This is a genomic window from Mycolicibacterium pallens (assembly GCF_019456675.1).
Taxonomy (GTDB): domain Bacteria; phylum Actinomycetota; class Actinomycetes; order Mycobacteriales; family Mycobacteriaceae; genus Mycobacterium; species Mycobacterium crocinum.
Map to the genome: position 1 here is coordinate 5,712,156 of NZ_CP080333.1, position 15,080 is coordinate 5,727,235.

The window sequence follows — 15,080 nt, forward strand, 5'->3', positions numbered from 1 at the left end:
CGTCGGGCGTCGTAGCCTTCTGGGCATGAGCCAGCAGTATGAGTCCCTCAGTGTCGAGGTCAAGGATCACGTTGCCCAGGTCACGCTGATCGGCCCGGGCAAAGGCAACGCCATGGGTCCCGCCTTCTGGGCGGAGATGCCGGTGGCGTTCGCCGAGCTCGACGCGGATCCCGACGTCCGGGCCATCGTGCTGACCGGATCCGGCCGCAACTTCAGCTACGGTCTGGACCTGGTCGCCATGGGCGACACCATCGGCGGTGCGATGTCCGGCGAGGTCTCGGCCCGGCCGCGGGTGGAGTTCCACGGCAAGCTCAAGCGCATGCAACAGTCGATCACCGCGGTGGCCGACTGCCGCACCCCGACGATCGCCGCCGTCCACGGCTGGTGCATCGGTGGCGGCGTGGACCTCATCAGCGCGGTCGACATTCGCTACGCCAGTGCCGACGCGAAGTTCTCGGTGCGTGAGGTCAAGCTGTCGATCGTGGCCGACGTGGGCAGCCTGGCCCGGTTGCCCTACATCCTGTCCGACGGACATCTGCGCGAACTCGCGTTGACGGGCAAGGACATTGACGCCGCACGCGCCGAGAAGATCGGTTTGGTCAACGACGTCTATCCGGACCCCGAGGCCACGCTGGCCGCCGCACACGAGACGGCAGCGGAGATCGCCGCGAACTCGCCGCTGGTGGTGCACGGCATCAAGGACGTCCTCGACGAGCAGCGCACCGCCGATGTGGCGGCAAGCCTTCGATACGTCGCAGCGTGGAACTCGGCGTTCCTGCCGTCCAAGGACCTCAACGAGGGCATCTCGGCAATGTTCGCCAAGCGCAAGCCGGAGTTCACCGGCGAATAGCCGCTACTTGCCGGCTTTGATGGCCGGGACCGCCTTGGTGGTTGCCAGCGCGGTCGGCTCGTCAGTCGGCTGCGTCGTGGTGGTCGCGCCCATGTTCATCGCAGCGACGGCCGGTGACGAGTAGGCGGGGAACTTCGTTTCGGAACCGGAATCCGCGGTGAGATTACCGGTCACTGAGGCCGGAGCCGGGTGGGTGAGCCCGAAGAGGCCGAGAACGGCGATCGCGCCGCCACCGACAACGGTACCCAGCAACCTCTTATCCAGAGCCAAGCTTTTCCGAAGCTTTTGATGGGAGGACATGTTGAACAGCACCTTTCGGGAAATTTTCGGACGACGCCGCCCTGCCGGGCCAGTCGACACCAATGGCCCGGCAACCTTGCGGACGCCTACATCCTTTGTATGCCCGTCCACCGCTCGAATGCACGTGTCCCAAGCTGATCCACAGAAGTCCTGATCCCGCCGCACAGCTGACGATCAGACGGCTGCGGCCCACCAGATAATGAATTGCGGTGGCGCCGAATACATATCGCGGAGTCAGTGATCCACCGTGCGCCCAGGGCGACAGATCGCCGATTTCATCGCCCTAGGCGCACATTCGGCGCCATAGGCTCACGTTCGGTACAGCGGTGGCGGAGGGATTTGAACCCCCGGACGGTGTTAGCCGTCTCTCGCTTTCAAGGCGAGTGCATTAGGCCGCTCTGCCACGCCACCGCCGACAAGAGTAGCGGTTAGACGCGGCCGACCTTCGCCGAGTTGCCGCCGTTCTTCAACGCGGCACTGATCCGGCGGCAGTTCTCCCCCATCGCGGCCATTTGGGGACGGGACAGCGGGGTCAGGAAGTTGTCCCGAACACCCTTGGCGTAGGTCAGCATCGCGTCTTCGACGACCTCACGCCCAAGGTCGGTGATGCTCGCCAAGACACCGCGGCCGTCGTCGGGGCTGGCCTCCCGACGCACCAGGCCCGCGGTCTCCAACCGACGGATCTGACGCGTCACCCGACTCGGCAGCGACATGAGCTGATCGGCCAGATCTCCCATACGGGCCGCGCCGGTTTCTGAGTTGTCCAATATTTCCAACAGACGAACGTCGACCAAGCTCAATTTGTGCTTGTCGACGAGCCCCCGATTCAATGTTCCGTACAGCCGCAGTGCGGCGTCGAGGAAGTTCTGCCAAGACCTCTGCTCGGCTATATCCAACCCCGGCATCTCACTAGCGGTCCGCCCCGCAATCATCCCTCCCATTGCGCAATCGTAAGCGACACAGCGCCGTACGAGGCCGAAATGACTCGGGAGTAACCTAACCGCATGTTGGCCATCGTCGCTGAATCGCCCGACCGCCTGACCTGGAGCGAAGTGCCTGACGTCGCGCCCGGACATGGCGAAGTCCTGATCAAAGTCAGCACCGCGGGCATCAACCGTGCCGACCTCCTGCAAGCAGCCGGGAACTATCCGCCGCCCCCGGGAGCTAGCAACATCCTGGGCCTCGAAGTTTCCGGTGTGATTGCGAACGTGGGCGAAGGCGTCGCGGGATGGACTGTCGGACAAGACGTTTGCGCCTTATTGGCCGGAGGCGGTTACGCCGAATACGTCGCGGTGCCCGCGGGGCAAGTCATGCCTGTTCCGCTCGGCGTCTCGCTGGCCGACGCCGCCGCACTGCCGGAGGTCGCCTGCACGGTGTGGTCGAACATCGTCATGACCGCACACCTGGCCGACGGTGAGCTGTTGCTGATCCACGGCGGCGCCAGCGGAATCGGCACCCACGCCATCCAGGTGGCCACCGCGCTGGGCAATCGGGTGGCGGTGACCGCGGGCTCACGATCGAAGCTCGACCTGTGCGGCGAATTGGGCGCCGACGTCCTAATCTCTTACCGCGATGAGGATTTCGTCGCGCGCGTCAATAAGGAGACCGACGGCCGCGGCGCGGCCGTCATCCTCGACATCATGGGCGCGGCGTACCTCGATCGGAATCTCGACGCACTCGCGCCCGACGGACGGATGACGATCATCGGCATGCAGGGCGGGATCAAAGCCGAATTCAACATCGCCAAGGCGGTTGCCAAGCGGCTGCACGTGATCGGAACCTCGTTGCGCGGTCGGCCCGTCGACGGACCCAACGGAAAGAAGGCCATCGTCGACGCGGTGGTGGCTTCGGTCTGGCCGATGATCGCCGACGGCCGCGTCCGTCCCATCATCGGCGCGCGGTTCCCGATTTCCGATGCCGCCGAAGCACATCGCGCGCTGGCCGCCGGGGAGACGTTCGGGAAGGTGTTGCTGACTGTCAGCGAGTGAGGCCGGGATGAATCAGCCCAACGAAGCCAGCGCTCGCACCAGCTGATCCACTTCGCCCATCGTCGAGTAATGCGCCAACCCGACGGTGACGGCACCGCCGATGTCGTTGACGCCGATCAGGTCGAGCACCCGCGAGTTGGCATTGCACACGGCCAGGATTCCGTTGTCGGCCAGCCGCTGCACCACCCGCTCGGCCGGCACCCCGGTCACCGCGAAGCTCACCACGGGAATGTGCGACTCCGGCCGCCCGATCACCATCACCAAGGGCAGCGATCGCAGCGAGGCCATCAGGTACTCGAACAAGCCGCTGAGGTAGGAACCCGCGGATTGCATTGAGACAGCGAGCCTTTCGCGTCGGCTTCCGCGCGCCGACTCATCCAGGCCGGCCAGGTACTCGATACTGGCGACCACACCGGCCAGCAGACCGTACTGATGCCCGCCCAGTTCGAGCCGTTCCGGGCCGCTGGCATAGGGGTTCATCGACACCGATCCGAAGCTGTCGATGAGCGAGGGATTGCGGAACACGAGCGCACCGATCGGAGGGCCGCCCCACGCCGGTGCGTTGAGTGCGACGACGTCGGCTTCGGTCTCGTCGAGGTCCATCAGCTGATACGGCGCGGCCGCCGAGTGGTCGACGACGACGAGCCCGCTGACGTCGTGCACCAGTTTGGTCACGGCACTCACGTCGGTGATCGTGCCCAGCGTCGAGGACGCCGACGCCATGGCCACCAATCGGGTGGGCGGCGTGATCAGACTCTCCCACTGCCACGACGGCAGCTCGCCGGTCTCGATGTCGACCTCGGCCCACTTGACCTTGGCTCCGTACCGGTTGGCCGCCCGGAGCCACGGGGCGATGTTCGCTTCATCGTCGAGCCGGCTGACCACGACCTCGTAACCGATTCCGGCCCGGGAGGACGAGGCGTCGGCCAGTGAGGTCAGCAGGATCGAGCGATCGGCGCCGAGCACCACCCCGCTCGGATCACCGTTGACCAAGTCGGCGACCGCCTGGCGGGCGGCGTCGAGCACCGCCACACTGCGCCGGGCCGAGGGATGCGGACTGGCCGTGTTCGGCACCGAGCCGCGGAACGCCGTGGAGACCGTGGTGGCGACCGACTCGGGGATCAACATCCCCGCCTGGGCGTCGAAACGCATCCACCCGTCGCCCAATGCTGGGTGCAGACCACGCACCCGGGCGACGTCGTATGCCATGAGCCCACCTTAGAGCGTCAGTGATTGCGCTATTAAGACAGCGAGGGCGCCTGCGGTCTTCGCCGATGGGCGATAAGGGCAGGTTCACCTGGGCAGCCATACTAGTCCAGTGAGCTTCGGGTTCGGAGTCCTGATCGCGGTCTTGTTGCTGATCCTGCCGGGTGCGGTGGTGGCGCTGGCGGGGCGGCTGCGCTGGTACGTAGCGCTCGGCGTGGGGCCGGTGTTGACGTACGGCGTTGTCGGCCTGGCCATCATCCCGTTTGGTGCGATCGGCGTCCGATGGAATGTCTGGACGGCGCTGCTGGCGCTGGCCATCGTCACAGCTGTCGTGTTTGGTTTGCGGATTCTGCTCACTCGCTACCGTGCCGCCGACCCCACCGTTGACGAGGTTTCGCTGTGGCCGGCATTGGTGGTGACGGCCGGGGTGATCTTCGGCGCACTGCTGATCGGCTTCGCTGCCTGGCGGGGCATGCCGTACTGGCAATCCATCCCCAGCAACTGGGACTCCGTCTGGCACGCCAACACCATCCGCTGGATCCTCGACACCGGCCAGGCGTCCTCGACGCACATGGGTGAGCTGCGCAACGTCGAAACCCACGCGTCGCTCTACTACCCCTCGGTGTTCCACGCGCTCGGCGCCGTGCTGGCCCAACTGACCGGCGCCGCACCGACCACCGCGTACACGCTCAGCTCGCTGGCGGCGGCGGTGTGGCTGTTCCCACTCAGCGCGGGACTGCTGGCCTGGCAGCTGCTGCGGCAGCGCTGGTCGCAGTGGCACACGGCCGGGGCCGCCGCGACCGCGGCCGCGCTCTCGGCGTCGTTCACCGCGGTGCCCTACGTCGAATTCGACACCGCCTCGATGCCGAACATGGCGGCTTACGGCCTCGCCATACCGGCGATCGTTCTGATCACCTCGTCGCTGCGGAACCGGGACCGCATCCCGCTGGCAGTGATCGCTCTGATCGGGGTGTTCTCGGTCCACATCACCGGTGGCGTCGTGGTGGTCACGTTCGTGATCGCGTGGTGGCTGCTGGACGCGCTGTTGCGACCGGTGCTCGGCCGCGTGCGCGACTTCGTCACCCTGGTGATCATCGCCGTGCCGACGTTGGCGGTGCTGTTGCCGCAATTCCTCGGCGTCCTCCAGCAAGCCGAGGTCATCGCGGGCCACGCCTTCGTCACCCATCAGGGCCGCAAACGAACGCTGTTCAACGCGATCGTCCAACACACCCGGCACCTGAACGACTATCCGATCCAGAACGTGATCATTGCGCTGGCCGGGGCTGGGTTCGTCCTGCTGCTGACCAAGCGGATCTGGTGGCCGGCCGCGGTGTGGCTGGTGCTGATCGTGTCGATCGTGCATTCCGGAGCGCCGTTCGGCGGCCCGGTCGGAGCGATCGTGGGCAAGTACAGCGACCTGTTCTACAGCGACCCGCGTCGGCTGTCGGCGGTGGTGACGCTGCTGCTGACGCCGATGGCCGGCTATGCGCTGTACTCGCTGGCGTTGGTGGTGGTGGCCGGCGCTCGCCGACTGACCAGGCGATGGGCCGCGACGCGGGAACCCGACCGCCGCTTCTGGATCGGCGCGACCGCGGTGCTGCTGGTCGCCGTCTGCTTCGGGCTGGCCTGGCACTACTTCCCGCGGCACCGCTACCTGATGGGCGAGAAGTACGACCGGGTGATCATCGACGATAAGGACCTCGAGGCGATGGCGTACCTGGCCACCCTGCCCGGGGCGCGGGACACCCTGATCGGCAACGCCAACGTCGACGGCACCGCCTGGATGTACGCGGTCGCAGGTCTGCACCCGCTGTGGACGCACTACGACTACCCGGTGCAGCAGGGCCCCGGCTACAACCGGTTCGTGTTCTGGGCATACGCCGACGACGCCGACCACGACCCCCGGATCGCCGAGGCGGTGAAGGCGCTGAACATCCGCTATGTGCTGACCAGCGCACCGGTGGTTCGCGGGTTCGTCATGCCCGACGGACTAGTGTCACTAGACAAGTCCAAGTCGTGGGCGAAGATCTACGACAACGGCGAGGCCCGCATCTACGAATGGCGCGGATCTGCGCCGAAGGACACCCAATAACCATGGGACACGAGGGAATGCTCAACGCATGACAGCCAACACAGACGACGACAACATCGAGATCATCACCGGCGGCGACGAGGGCGGCGACGACGAGGGGCGCTCCGTGACCGACCTGGTGGAGCAGCCGGCCAAGGTGATGCGGATCGGCACCATGATCAAGCAGCTGCTCGAGGAGGTGCGGGCCGCACCGCTGGACGACGCCAGCCGCACCCGGCTGCGCGAGATCCACGCGACGTCCATCCGCGAGCTCGAGGACGGCCTCGCCCCCGAGCTGCGCGATGAACTCGAGCGCCTCGCGCTTCCGTTCACCGAGGACAGCATTCCGTCCGACGCCGAGCTGCGAATCGCGCAGGCTCAGCTGGTCGGCTGGCTGGAGGGTCTGTTCCACGGAATCCAGACCGCGTTGTTCGCCCAGCAGATGGCGGCCCGCGCGCAGCTGGAGCACATGCGCCAGGGTGCGCTGCCCCCGGGCATAGCGCAGCCCGGCCCGCCCGGAGTCCCCGGTCACGGCACCGGGCAGTACCTGTAGCCACCACGGTGTCCTCCGCCGATCCGTACATCGAAACCCGCGACGCCTGGGTTGAGTTTCCGATCTTCGACGCGAAGACGCGGTCGCTGAAGAAGACGTTCCTGGGCGCCGCCGGTGGCGCGATCGGGCGCAACACCGAGAACGTCGTCGTCATCGAGGCGCTGCGGGACATCACGTTGTCGCTGAAGATGGGCGATCGGGTGGGCCTGGTCGGCCACAACGGCGCGGGCAAGTCCACCCTGCTGCGGCTGCTGTCGGGGATCTACGAACCGACCCGCGGGTCGGCTACCGTCCGCGGACGGGTCGCGCCGGTGTTCGACCTCGGCGTCGGGATGGATCCGGAGATCTCCGGATTCGAGAACATCATCATCCGCGGGCTGTTCCTCGGGCAGACCCGCAAGCAGATGATGGCGAAGGTCGACGAGATCGCCGAGTTCACCGAACTCGGTGAATACCTGTCGATGCCGTTGCGGACCTACTCGACCGGTATGCGCGTGCGGCTGGCCATGGGCGTGGTCACCAGCATCGACCCGGAGATCCTGCTGCTCGACGAGGGCATCGGCGCGGTCGACGCGGACTTCCTCAAGAAGGCACAGTCACGGCTGCAGCGTCTGGTCGAACGCTCCGGAATCCTGGTCTTCGCCAGCCATTCCAACGAATTCCTGGCGCGGTTGTGCAAGACCGCGATGTGGATCGACCACGGCACCGTCAAGATGTCCGGCGGCATCGAAGACGTCGTGCGGGCGTACGAGGGTGAAGACGCGGCCCGGCATGTGCGAGAAGTGTTGGACGAGCACAAGTCCGATTGGTCCGACGGGCTCGCCACCCCGTGACCGACAACGTGTGCGCCGTCGTCGTCACGCATCGCCGCCTCGACGAACTCGCCAAATCATTGGGTGTGCTGACCACCCAGACCCGGATGGTCGACCACCTGATCGTCGTCGACAACGACAACGATGAACGGGTCCGTGATCTGGTCGCCGGACAGCCCGTGCCGTCGACGTATCTGGGATCGCACCGAAACCTCGGTGGCGCAGGCGGTTTCGCGTTGGGCATGCTGCATGCATTGACACTCGGCCCCGACTGGGTATGGCTGGCCGACGACGACGGGCGGCCCAAGGACGCCACCGTTCTGGCCACCCTGCTGGACTGCGCCGCGCGACATCAGCTCGCCGAGGTGTCACCGATGGTCTGCGACCTCGACAACCCCGACCGGCTGGCCTTCCCGCTGCGCCGCGGCCTGGTGTGGCGGCGGCACGTCTCCGAACTCGGCGACGACGATCTGCTGCCGGGGATCGCGTCGCTGTTCAACGGAGCGCTGTTCCGCGCTTCGGCATTGGAAACCGTTGGTGTACCGGACATTCGGCTCTTTATCCGCGGCGACGAGGTGGACATGCACCGCAGGCTGGTGCTCTCGGGTCTGCCGTTTGGAACCTGCCTGAAGGCGACGTATCTGCATCCCCAGGGCAGTGACGAGTTCAAACCCATCCTCGGCGGACGCATGCACACGCAATATCCGGACGACCCGACCAAGCGATTCTTCACCTATCGCAACCGCGGCTACCTTCAGGCGCAGCGCGGGCTGCGCAAGCTGGTGTTCCAGGAGTGGGTGCGATTCGGATGGTTCTTCTTGGTACAGCGCCGCGATCCGAAAGGCTTCGCCGAGTGGATTCGTTTGCGGCGCTTGGGTCGGCGGGAAAGGTTCTTCCGGGGCGAGCGAAGCGACGGGAAAGGAACAAGATGACATTCGTAGACGCCGCCGCGCAGTCGAAGACCTTCACCCGGGCGTGGGGAGATCTGCTCGACGGGTATCGCAAGCGCGAGCTGTGGCTGCACCTGGGGTGGCAGGACATCAAGCAGAAGTACCGCCGCTCGGTGCTCGGCCCGTTCTGGATCACGATCGCGACCGGAACCACGGCCGTCGCGATGGGCGGGCTGTACTCGCAGCTGTTCCACCTCCAGCTCTCCGAGCACCTGCCGTATGTGACGCTCGGGCTGATCATCTGGAACATGATCAACGCCGCCATCCTCGAGGGCGCGGACGTGTTCATCGCCAATGAGGGCTTGATCAAACAACTTCCGACGCCGCTGAGCGTCCACGTCTATCGGCTCGTGTGGCGACAGATGATTCTGTTCGGGCACAACATCGTCATCTACGTGGTGATCGCGATGATCTTCCCGAAACCATGGTCGTGGGCGGACCTGTCGGCGATTCCGGCGCTGCTGCTGATCATGCTGAACTGCGTGTGGGTGTCGTTCTGTTTCGGCATCCTGGCCACCCGCTACCGCGATATCGGGCCGCTGCTGTTCTCGATCGTGCAGCTCCTGTTCTTCATGACGCCGATCATCTGGAACGACAACACGCTGCAGCAGCAGGGTGCCGGCAAGTGGGCCAAGATCATCGAACTCAACCCGCTGCTGCACTACCTCGACATCCTGCGCGCTCCCCTGCTGGGTGCCGACCAACACCTGCGGCACTGGGCTGTCGTCATCGGACTGACGATCCTCGGCTGGCTGGTCGCCGCGTTCGCGCTGCGGCAGTACCGGGCACGGGTTCCCTACTGGGTGTAGTTGATTCGCCGAGCGTGCGTGCGGATACGTGTCTAGCCCAGTTTTCGTATCTGGACGCACACTCGAGGGTCAGCCGGGGTAGGACCCGTGGTCGGGCTCCGGTCCGAAGACGAATCGCCTGCCCGACAGCTCGTGTGGAGTGATGCGCACGAAGCGCAGCTTCTCGGTCGCGACCCAGGGAAGTAGTTGGGCGCGTTCAGCTTCGTGGATCTCGTCAGACGAACTCAGCACGCGTGCGGTCCCGCGGATGATGACGCTCCAGCCGCCAACGACATTGTGATCGTCGACCTCGAACAGCACCTTGTCGTTCATCACTGTGCTGAACAGCTTGGTGCCCTCGGCCGTTCGGAACAACACCGTGTGGTTTTGAGTCACGAAGTTGACCGGGAAAATCTCCAATTGATCGCCGACGTGCGTCACCAGCCGGCCCAGCGCGGCGCTCTTCAGTAGATCCCAACTCTCGTGGTCGCTGAGAACCGCGATCGGATCCTGTTGGACTGTCATGGACAGATTTTCCCGCCGCAAACATGCGTGGTCATAGGGCCGAACGGCCCTCCCCTAAGGTCAGCCGTCACTACGTGTGTCGATGATCCGGTCCGCGATATCGGCGAGTTTGGTGTTTCTCTCCTGTGACAGCCGCCGCATCAGTTCGAACGCAGCGGTTTCGTCGACCTTGAAGCGCTCCATGATGATGCCTTTGGCCTGACCGATGCGATCGCGGCTGACGACCGCCGAGTGCATCTGTTCGGCATGCCGACTGGCCAGCAATGCCGCGGCCGCGTGGGCCGCGAGCACCGAGCCGGTCATCACGCTCTCCTCGTCCCATGCCCTGGGTTCAAACCCGAAGAGGTTCAGCGCGCCGGCAGTCTGGTCGCTGGTGTACAGCCGGTACGACAGGCCGCTGAGCACGCCGATCTTCATTGCTCCGGCAGCGTAGGCAGGCCACCTCGCGTCGGTGCGAAAATCGTCGACCTGCACGATCAGCTCGCCGGTGGCCGCTGCCAAGCACGGGCCCTCATCAAGAATGCGCTGCAGTTCGTCGAGGTCGTGCGGCAGTTCGCTGGTACCGGCGAGGGACTCGAACCGGCCACCTCGGCTGACGAGCAATATTCCGGCGGTGTCGATACCGGGAATCAGCTCGACCGCGGCACTTGTGACCTCCGACAGCACGTCCTGGACCGATTTCGGGCCGGCCGCAGCCCGTGCCAGCTCTGCCATGCGCCCGGCCAAATCGCGGTTTGCGGATGGGGACATGCGGCGTGATTTCCCATCCACAGGTATCTCAACCCGGCCTGGGAGCTTCGCCCGCGATGAGCGGGGTACCTCAGCCCCATGCCATCCGTGCAGTTCAATGACCTGGCCAAACTCTTCGCCGAGCACTTCCGACGCGTCCAGAACTGCGTCGATCCGCGATATGTGCGACCGGACTGGGTCGCCCGCAACCTGGAACTGGAACGCCACCTCCTGCCCGTTCCACCCGTCGATTTCCTGCGCCACCCGGCGATCCGCTACCAGATGTTCGTCGACGAGCGAGTCGTGGCACACGAGCTCCCGTTCATCCGCCGACGCCTACCCGACGATCACCTGCTCGCCGAAGACCCGATCGGCGACCCGCCCACCACGACGCTGCCGGACAGCGGCGTCAGGACCTCGTCGAACACCGTGCATCAGCTGTTTCACCTGCTGCGTTATGAAGAGACGACCGGACGGCAGCTGGGCGACATCGGAACCGTCGTCGAATGGGGCGGCGGCTTCGGCAGCCTGATGCGACTTCTTGTTCGGCGCCACGGCGGCCAGCCGACGTGTGTGATCTTCGATACGCCGATCTTCTCGGCGGTCCAGTGGCTGTATCTGTCGGCCGTCCTTGGCGAGGGCGGCGTCGTTCTCCATTCCAGCGCGCCGGTGGAACCTGTTGCGGGCCGGATCAACCTGGTCCCGATCGGGTTGGCGATGGATACGACCGTGGCGGCCGATCTGTTCATCTCGAATTGGGCGCTCAACGAGAGCACTTCGGCAGCCCAGCACGACGTGATCGCCCGGGATTGGTTCGGCGCGCACTCACTGCTGCTGGCGATGCACGCCGGTGATCCCCTTACCGAGAGAGCATTGGGCCGCGGCGCGCGAGCGGTTCCGCTCGGCGACTTCATGCCGGGCCAGCAGTATCTGGTCGCGTAACCGGATCAGCGGGTCAGCGTCGCGAGCTCGGCGCGCAGGTTGCCCTGAGCCAGCGCTTCCCATTCACGGCGGGCGTAGTCGGTGCGGAACACACCCGGGCCGCCGAGCAGCGTCACCAGCACCTGCACCCGTCCCCGGCGGAACGCCTCGGTGGGGACGTGGTCGTATTCGGCGCGGATCGCCGCGGTATTGCGCTCGTAGCGATCCCTCGGCACGGCCAGGGAAGCCAGGTCGGCATCGGAGAGAACCTCGCCGTTGTGGTCGCCCGGCGCGGGATCGTGCGTGATCGTCAGCCGGATGAGGCGGGCCACCTCGTCGACCAGTTGGGGCCGCACGCCGAGACGGGAGAGGTCCTGCTCAGCGCGCTGGGCGCTGCGTTCCTCATCGTCGGGCAACCCGGCGTAGACCGCATCGTGATACCAGGCAGCCAGCCGCACGGCGTCCGCGTCGTCGGCGAACTCGGCGAGCTCTTCGACGTGGCGCAGGATGTCGCGCAGGTGCTCGACGGAGTGATAGCGGCGGTGCGGTTCGGACCAGGACGCCACCAACGCGCGGCCCACGTCGGCCACGGCTTGGTCATCGGTATGCCGGGACAGCAGTGTCGCCCAGGCCTCAACCAGATCCTGCACACCACCATGGTGCACTCGGGCGACGCCGGGAGTGAAACGAGATCACCAGTAAGCTTCCGGCGTGGCCGAATTAGCCCCGTCGACACCGCTGAGTCTCAAGACCCAAGTGGTGCGATTCATCGTCACCGGCGGGTTGTCGGCGATCGTCGATTTCGGGCTATACGTGCTGTTCCTCAAGCTCGGCGTGCAGGTGAACGTGGCCAAGACGCTGAGTTTCATCGCAGGCACCACCACGGCGTACCTGATCAACCGCCGATGGACGTTCCAGACGCCGCCGAGCACCGCCCGCTTCGTCGCCGTCGTCGTGCTCTACGCGCTCACCTATGCGGTCCAGGTCGGCATCAACTACCTCTTCTACCTGAAGTTCGCCGGCCATTCGTGGCAGGTTCCGGTGGCCTTCGTGATCGCCCAGGGCACCGCCACCGTCATCAACTTCGTGGTCCAGCGAGCAGTGATATTCCGGTTGAAGTAATCGCGCCGGGTAACCTTTGGCACTGATATGGCTACCGCACTTCCCCTCACGCCGCGTTCCCTGACCGGATTCGGCCGGACCGCACCGAGCGTGGCACAGGTGCTCTCCACACCCGATGTGGAGGTGATCGCCGACGCCGTCCGGCAGGTCGCCGACGCAGATTCGGCCAGTCCGTCGTACCTCCGCCGCGGCATCGTGGCCCGCGGCCTCGGCCGCTCCTACGGCGACCACGCCTGCAATGGCGGAGGCATCGTCGTCGACATGACGCGGCTGAACCGCATCCACTCGCTGTCCGCCGAAACGGCGGTGGCCGACGTGGACGCCGGCGTGAGCCTGGATCAGCTGATGAAGGCGGCACTGCCGTTCGGGCTGTGGGTTCCCGTGCTGCCGGGCACCCGGCAGGTGACCGTCGGTGGCGCGATCGGCTCGGACATCCACGGCAAGAATCACCACAGCGCAGGCAGTTTCGGTAACCACGTGCTGTCGCTGGATCTGCTGATGGCCGACGGTGAAGTGCACACACTGACTCCGGACGACCCCGACACCGAGCTGTTCTGGGCGACTGTGGGCGGAAATGGCTTGACAGGCATCGTGATTCGGGCACGTATCGCGATGACCCGGACTGAGACCGCCTATTTCATCGCCGACGGGATCGCCACCGCCGACCTGGACGAGACGGTCGCCGTCCACCAGGACGGCAGTGAAGACAACTACACCTATTCCAGCGCCTGGTTCGACCTGATCAACCCGCCGCCGAAGCTCGGGCGCGCGGCGGTCAGCCGGGGCAGCCTGGCACGGCTGGACCAGCTGCCACCGAAACTGGCGAAAAACCCGCTGCAGTTCTCGGCGCCGAAACTGCCTGCGGTGCCGAACCTTTTCCCGGTCAGCGTGATGAACAAGTTCTCACTGAGCCTGGTCGGCGAGGCGTTCTACCGGGTCAGCGGCAACTACCAGAACAAGATCGTCAATCTGACGCAGTTCTACCACATGCTCGACATCACCACCGGATGGCAATATGCCTACGGCCCACACGGTTTCGCGCAGCACCAGTTCCTCGTGCCGCCCAACGCGCTGGATGAGTTCAAGGACATCATTCGGTGGATCCAGACTCAGGGCCACTACTCGGCGCTGAACGTGTTCAAGCTGTTCGGACCGGGAAACCCGGCGCCACTGAGCTTCCCGATGGCCGGTTGGAACGTCGCCATGGACTTCCCTAACAACGTCGGGGTCAACGCGTTTCTCAACGAGCTCGACGACCGGGTCATGAAATTCGGTGGCCGGGTCTACACCGCCAAGGACTCTCGGGTGAGCGCCGAGAAGTTCCATCGGATGTACCCGCGAGTCGACGAGTGGATTGCGACGCGGCGCAAGGCGGATCCCAACGGCGTCTTCGCCTCCGATATGGCCCGTCGACTCGAACTGCTGTAGAAAGGCATCCCTCGCACCATGATCGACGCCACTGGCAATCCACAGACCATCCTGCTGCTGGGCGGAACCTCCGAGATCGGCCTGGCCATCGTCGAGCGCTACCTGCGCAACGCCAAGGCCCGGGTCATCCTGGCTGATCTGCCGAACGCACCCAAGCGGGACGCCGCGATCGCCCAACTCCAGGCTGCCGGCGCGAAATCGGTGGAGTACCTGGACTTCGACGCCCTGGACACCAAGAGCCACCCCGATGTCATCGAAAAGGCTTGGGCAGGAGGCGATGTCGATGTGGCAATCGTCGCCTTCGGTATCCTCGGCGACGCCGAGGAGCTCTGGCAGAACCAAGCCAAAGCCGTCCTGAGCGCACAGATCAACTACACCGCCGCCGTCTCGGTGGGTGTGCTGATCGGCGAGAAGATGCGGGCCCAGGGCTTCGGCCAAATCATCGCCATGTCGTCGGTGGCCGGTGAACGGGTGCGGCGCAACAACTTCGTCTACGGCTCCACCAAGGCCGGCCTGGACGGGTTCTACCTCGGCCTCGGAGAGGCATTGCAGGAGTATGGCGTTCACGTGCTCGTCATCCGGCCCGGGCAGGTGCGCACCACCACCACGCTGGAGCACTGGAAGGCCACCGGCGCCAAGGAGGCTCCGTTCACGGTGAACGCCGAAGATGTCGCCGAACTGGCCGTGACATCGGCAGCCAAGGGCAAGAGCCTCGTGTGGGCGCCCGGTCAGGTCCGTGTGCTGATGTCGGTGATCCGGCACATCCCGCGGCCCATCTTCCGCAAGCTGCCGATCTAGCGGGCCGCCCGGTGACCAAGGGCGCACTGGCCACCGCGG

General features: G+C 65.5%; 17 protein-coding genes and 1 tRNA gene. 11 read left to right on the forward strand and 7 right to left on the reverse strand.

Going from position 1 to position 15,080, the window contains the following annotated elements:
- Positions 1-25 precede the first annotated feature (25 nt).
- Positions 26-850, forward strand: coding sequence for a crotonase/enoyl-CoA hydratase family protein (locus K0O64_RS28000; RefSeq protein WP_071948646.1), 825 nt, complete (start codon positions 26-28; stop codon positions 848-850).
- A 3-nt stretch (positions 851-853) separates the two neighbouring features.
- Here the strand turns inward: K0O64_RS28000 and K0O64_RS28005 are convergent, their stop codons facing one another.
- The 3 genes from K0O64_RS28005 to K0O64_RS28015 all read right to left on the reverse strand — a co-directional run bounded on the left by K0O64_RS28005 (position 854) and on the right by K0O64_RS28015 (position 2,091).
- Positions 854-1,102, reverse strand: a complete 249-nt coding sequence (locus tag K0O64_RS28005; RefSeq protein ID WP_096312526.1) for a hypothetical protein — start codon at positions 1,100-1,102, stop codon at positions 854-856.
- Positions 1,103-1,474: 372 nt separating this feature from the next.
- Positions 1,475-1,561: transfer RNA gene (locus K0O64_RS28010), tRNA-Ser, on the reverse strand.
- 17 nt (positions 1,562-1,578) lie between these two features.
- Positions 1,579-2,091 carry a MarR family winged helix-turn-helix transcriptional regulator gene (locus K0O64_RS28015; RefSeq protein WP_071948644.1) on the reverse strand — a complete coding sequence of 171 codons (513 nt, stop codon included), beginning with the start codon at positions 2,089-2,091 and terminating at the stop codon, positions 1,579-1,581.
- 63 nt (positions 2,092-2,154) lie between these two features.
- Between K0O64_RS28015 and K0O64_RS28020 the strand changes: the two genes are divergently transcribed.
- A complete protein-coding gene (locus K0O64_RS28020; RefSeq protein ID WP_096312527.1) occupies positions 2,155-3,138 on the forward strand; it encodes an NAD(P)H-quinone oxidoreductase in 984 nt (327 codons plus the stop codon).
- Positions 3,139-3,150: 12 nt separating this feature from the next.
- Here K0O64_RS28020 and K0O64_RS28025 read toward each other — a convergent pair whose 3' ends face one another.
- Positions 3,151-4,347: a cysteine desulfurase-like protein gene (locus K0O64_RS28025; protein WP_071948642.1), complete on the reverse strand. Its 1,197-nt coding sequence runs from the start codon at positions 4,345-4,347 to the stop codon at positions 3,151-3,153.
- 109 nt (positions 4,348-4,456) lie between these two features.
- Here K0O64_RS28025 and K0O64_RS28030 point away from each other — a divergent pair, with 109 nt between their 5' ends.
- Genes K0O64_RS28030 through wzm form a run of 5 tightly spaced genes read left to right on the forward strand, consistent with a single transcriptional unit; the run spans position 4,457 to position 9,539 of the window.
- Positions 4,457-6,436: a DUF6541 family protein gene (locus K0O64_RS28030; RefSeq protein ID WP_220045878.1), complete on the forward strand. Its 1,980-nt coding sequence runs from the start codon at positions 4,457-4,459 to the stop codon at positions 6,434-6,436.
- Between the two features lie 28 nt (positions 6,437-6,464).
- Positions 6,465-6,968 carry a bacterial proteasome activator family protein gene (locus K0O64_RS28035; RefSeq protein ID WP_096312529.1) on the forward strand — a complete coding sequence of 168 codons (504 nt, stop codon included), beginning with the start codon at positions 6,465-6,467 and terminating at the stop codon, positions 6,966-6,968.
- An 8-nt stretch (positions 6,969-6,976) separates the two neighbouring features.
- A complete protein-coding gene (wzt, locus tag K0O64_RS28040; protein ID WP_071948639.1) occupies positions 6,977-7,801 on the forward strand; it encodes a galactan export ABC transporter ATP-binding subunit Wzt/RfbE in 825 nt (274 codons plus the stop codon).
- Positions 7,798-8,712, forward strand: a complete 915-nt coding sequence (glfT1, locus tag K0O64_RS28045; RefSeq protein WP_096312530.1) for a galactofuranosyltransferase GlfT1 — start codon at positions 7,798-7,800, stop codon at positions 8,710-8,712. The genes wzt and glfT1 overlap by 4 nt, the downstream gene beginning before the upstream one ends.
- The gene (gene wzm, locus K0O64_RS28050; protein ID WP_071948637.1) at positions 8,709-9,539 is read left to right on the forward strand and encodes a galactan export ABC transporter permease subunit Wzm/RfbD; all 831 of its coding nucleotides are present in this window, start codon (positions 8,709-8,711) and stop codon (positions 9,537-9,539) included. Before glfT1 ends, wzm begins: the two co-directional genes overlap by 4 nt.
- A gap of 69 nt (positions 9,540-9,608) precedes the next feature.
- Here wzm and K0O64_RS28055 read toward each other — a convergent pair whose 3' ends face one another.
- Both K0O64_RS28055 and K0O64_RS28060 read right to left on the reverse strand, forming a co-directional pair.
- Entirely contained in the window at positions 9,609-10,043 is a 435-nt protein-coding gene (locus K0O64_RS28055; RefSeq protein WP_071948636.1) for a pyridoxamine 5'-phosphate oxidase family protein, read from the reverse strand.
- Between the two features lie 60 nt (positions 10,044-10,103).
- Positions 10,104-10,793: a GAF and ANTAR domain-containing protein gene (locus tag K0O64_RS28060; RefSeq protein ID WP_071948635.1), complete on the reverse strand. Its 690-nt coding sequence runs from the start codon at positions 10,791-10,793 to the stop codon at positions 10,104-10,106.
- An 87-nt stretch (positions 10,794-10,880) separates the two neighbouring features.
- Between K0O64_RS28060 and K0O64_RS28065 the strand changes: the two genes are divergently transcribed.
- A complete protein-coding gene (locus tag K0O64_RS28065; protein ID WP_220045879.1) occupies positions 10,881-11,714 on the forward strand; it encodes a class I SAM-dependent methyltransferase in 834 nt (277 codons plus the stop codon).
- Between the two features lie 5 nt (positions 11,715-11,719).
- On the opposite strand, the gene K0O64_RS28070 is transcribed toward K0O64_RS28065, so the two are convergent.
- Complete coding sequence (locus K0O64_RS28070) at positions 11,720-12,343, reverse strand: HD domain-containing protein (protein WP_071948633.1); 624 nt, start codon at positions 12,341-12,343, stop codon at positions 11,720-11,722.
- Between the two features lie 61 nt (positions 12,344-12,404).
- On the opposite strand from K0O64_RS28070, the gene K0O64_RS28075 reads away from it, so the two are divergent.
- From K0O64_RS28075 to dprE2, 3 genes are read left to right on the forward strand one after another with little or no spacing between them, the layout of a single operon-like run.
- A complete protein-coding gene (locus tag K0O64_RS28075) occupies positions 12,405-12,815 on the forward strand; it encodes a GtrA family protein (RefSeq protein WP_071948632.1) in 411 nt (136 codons plus the stop codon).
- Positions 12,816-12,842: 27 nt separating this feature from the next.
- The gene (gene dprE1 / locus K0O64_RS28080; RefSeq protein ID WP_071948631.1) at positions 12,843-14,243 is read left to right on the forward strand and encodes a decaprenylphosphoryl-beta-D-ribose oxidase; all 1,401 of its coding nucleotides are present in this window, start codon (positions 12,843-12,845) and stop codon (positions 14,241-14,243) included.
- Between the two features lie 18 nt (positions 14,244-14,261).
- Positions 14,262-15,041, forward strand: coding sequence for a decaprenylphospho-beta-D-erythro-pentofuranosid-2-ulose 2-reductase (gene dprE2, locus K0O64_RS28085; RefSeq protein ID WP_071948630.1), 780 nt, complete (start codon positions 14,262-14,264; stop codon positions 15,039-15,041).
- Positions 15,042-15,080 lie beyond the last annotated feature (39 nt).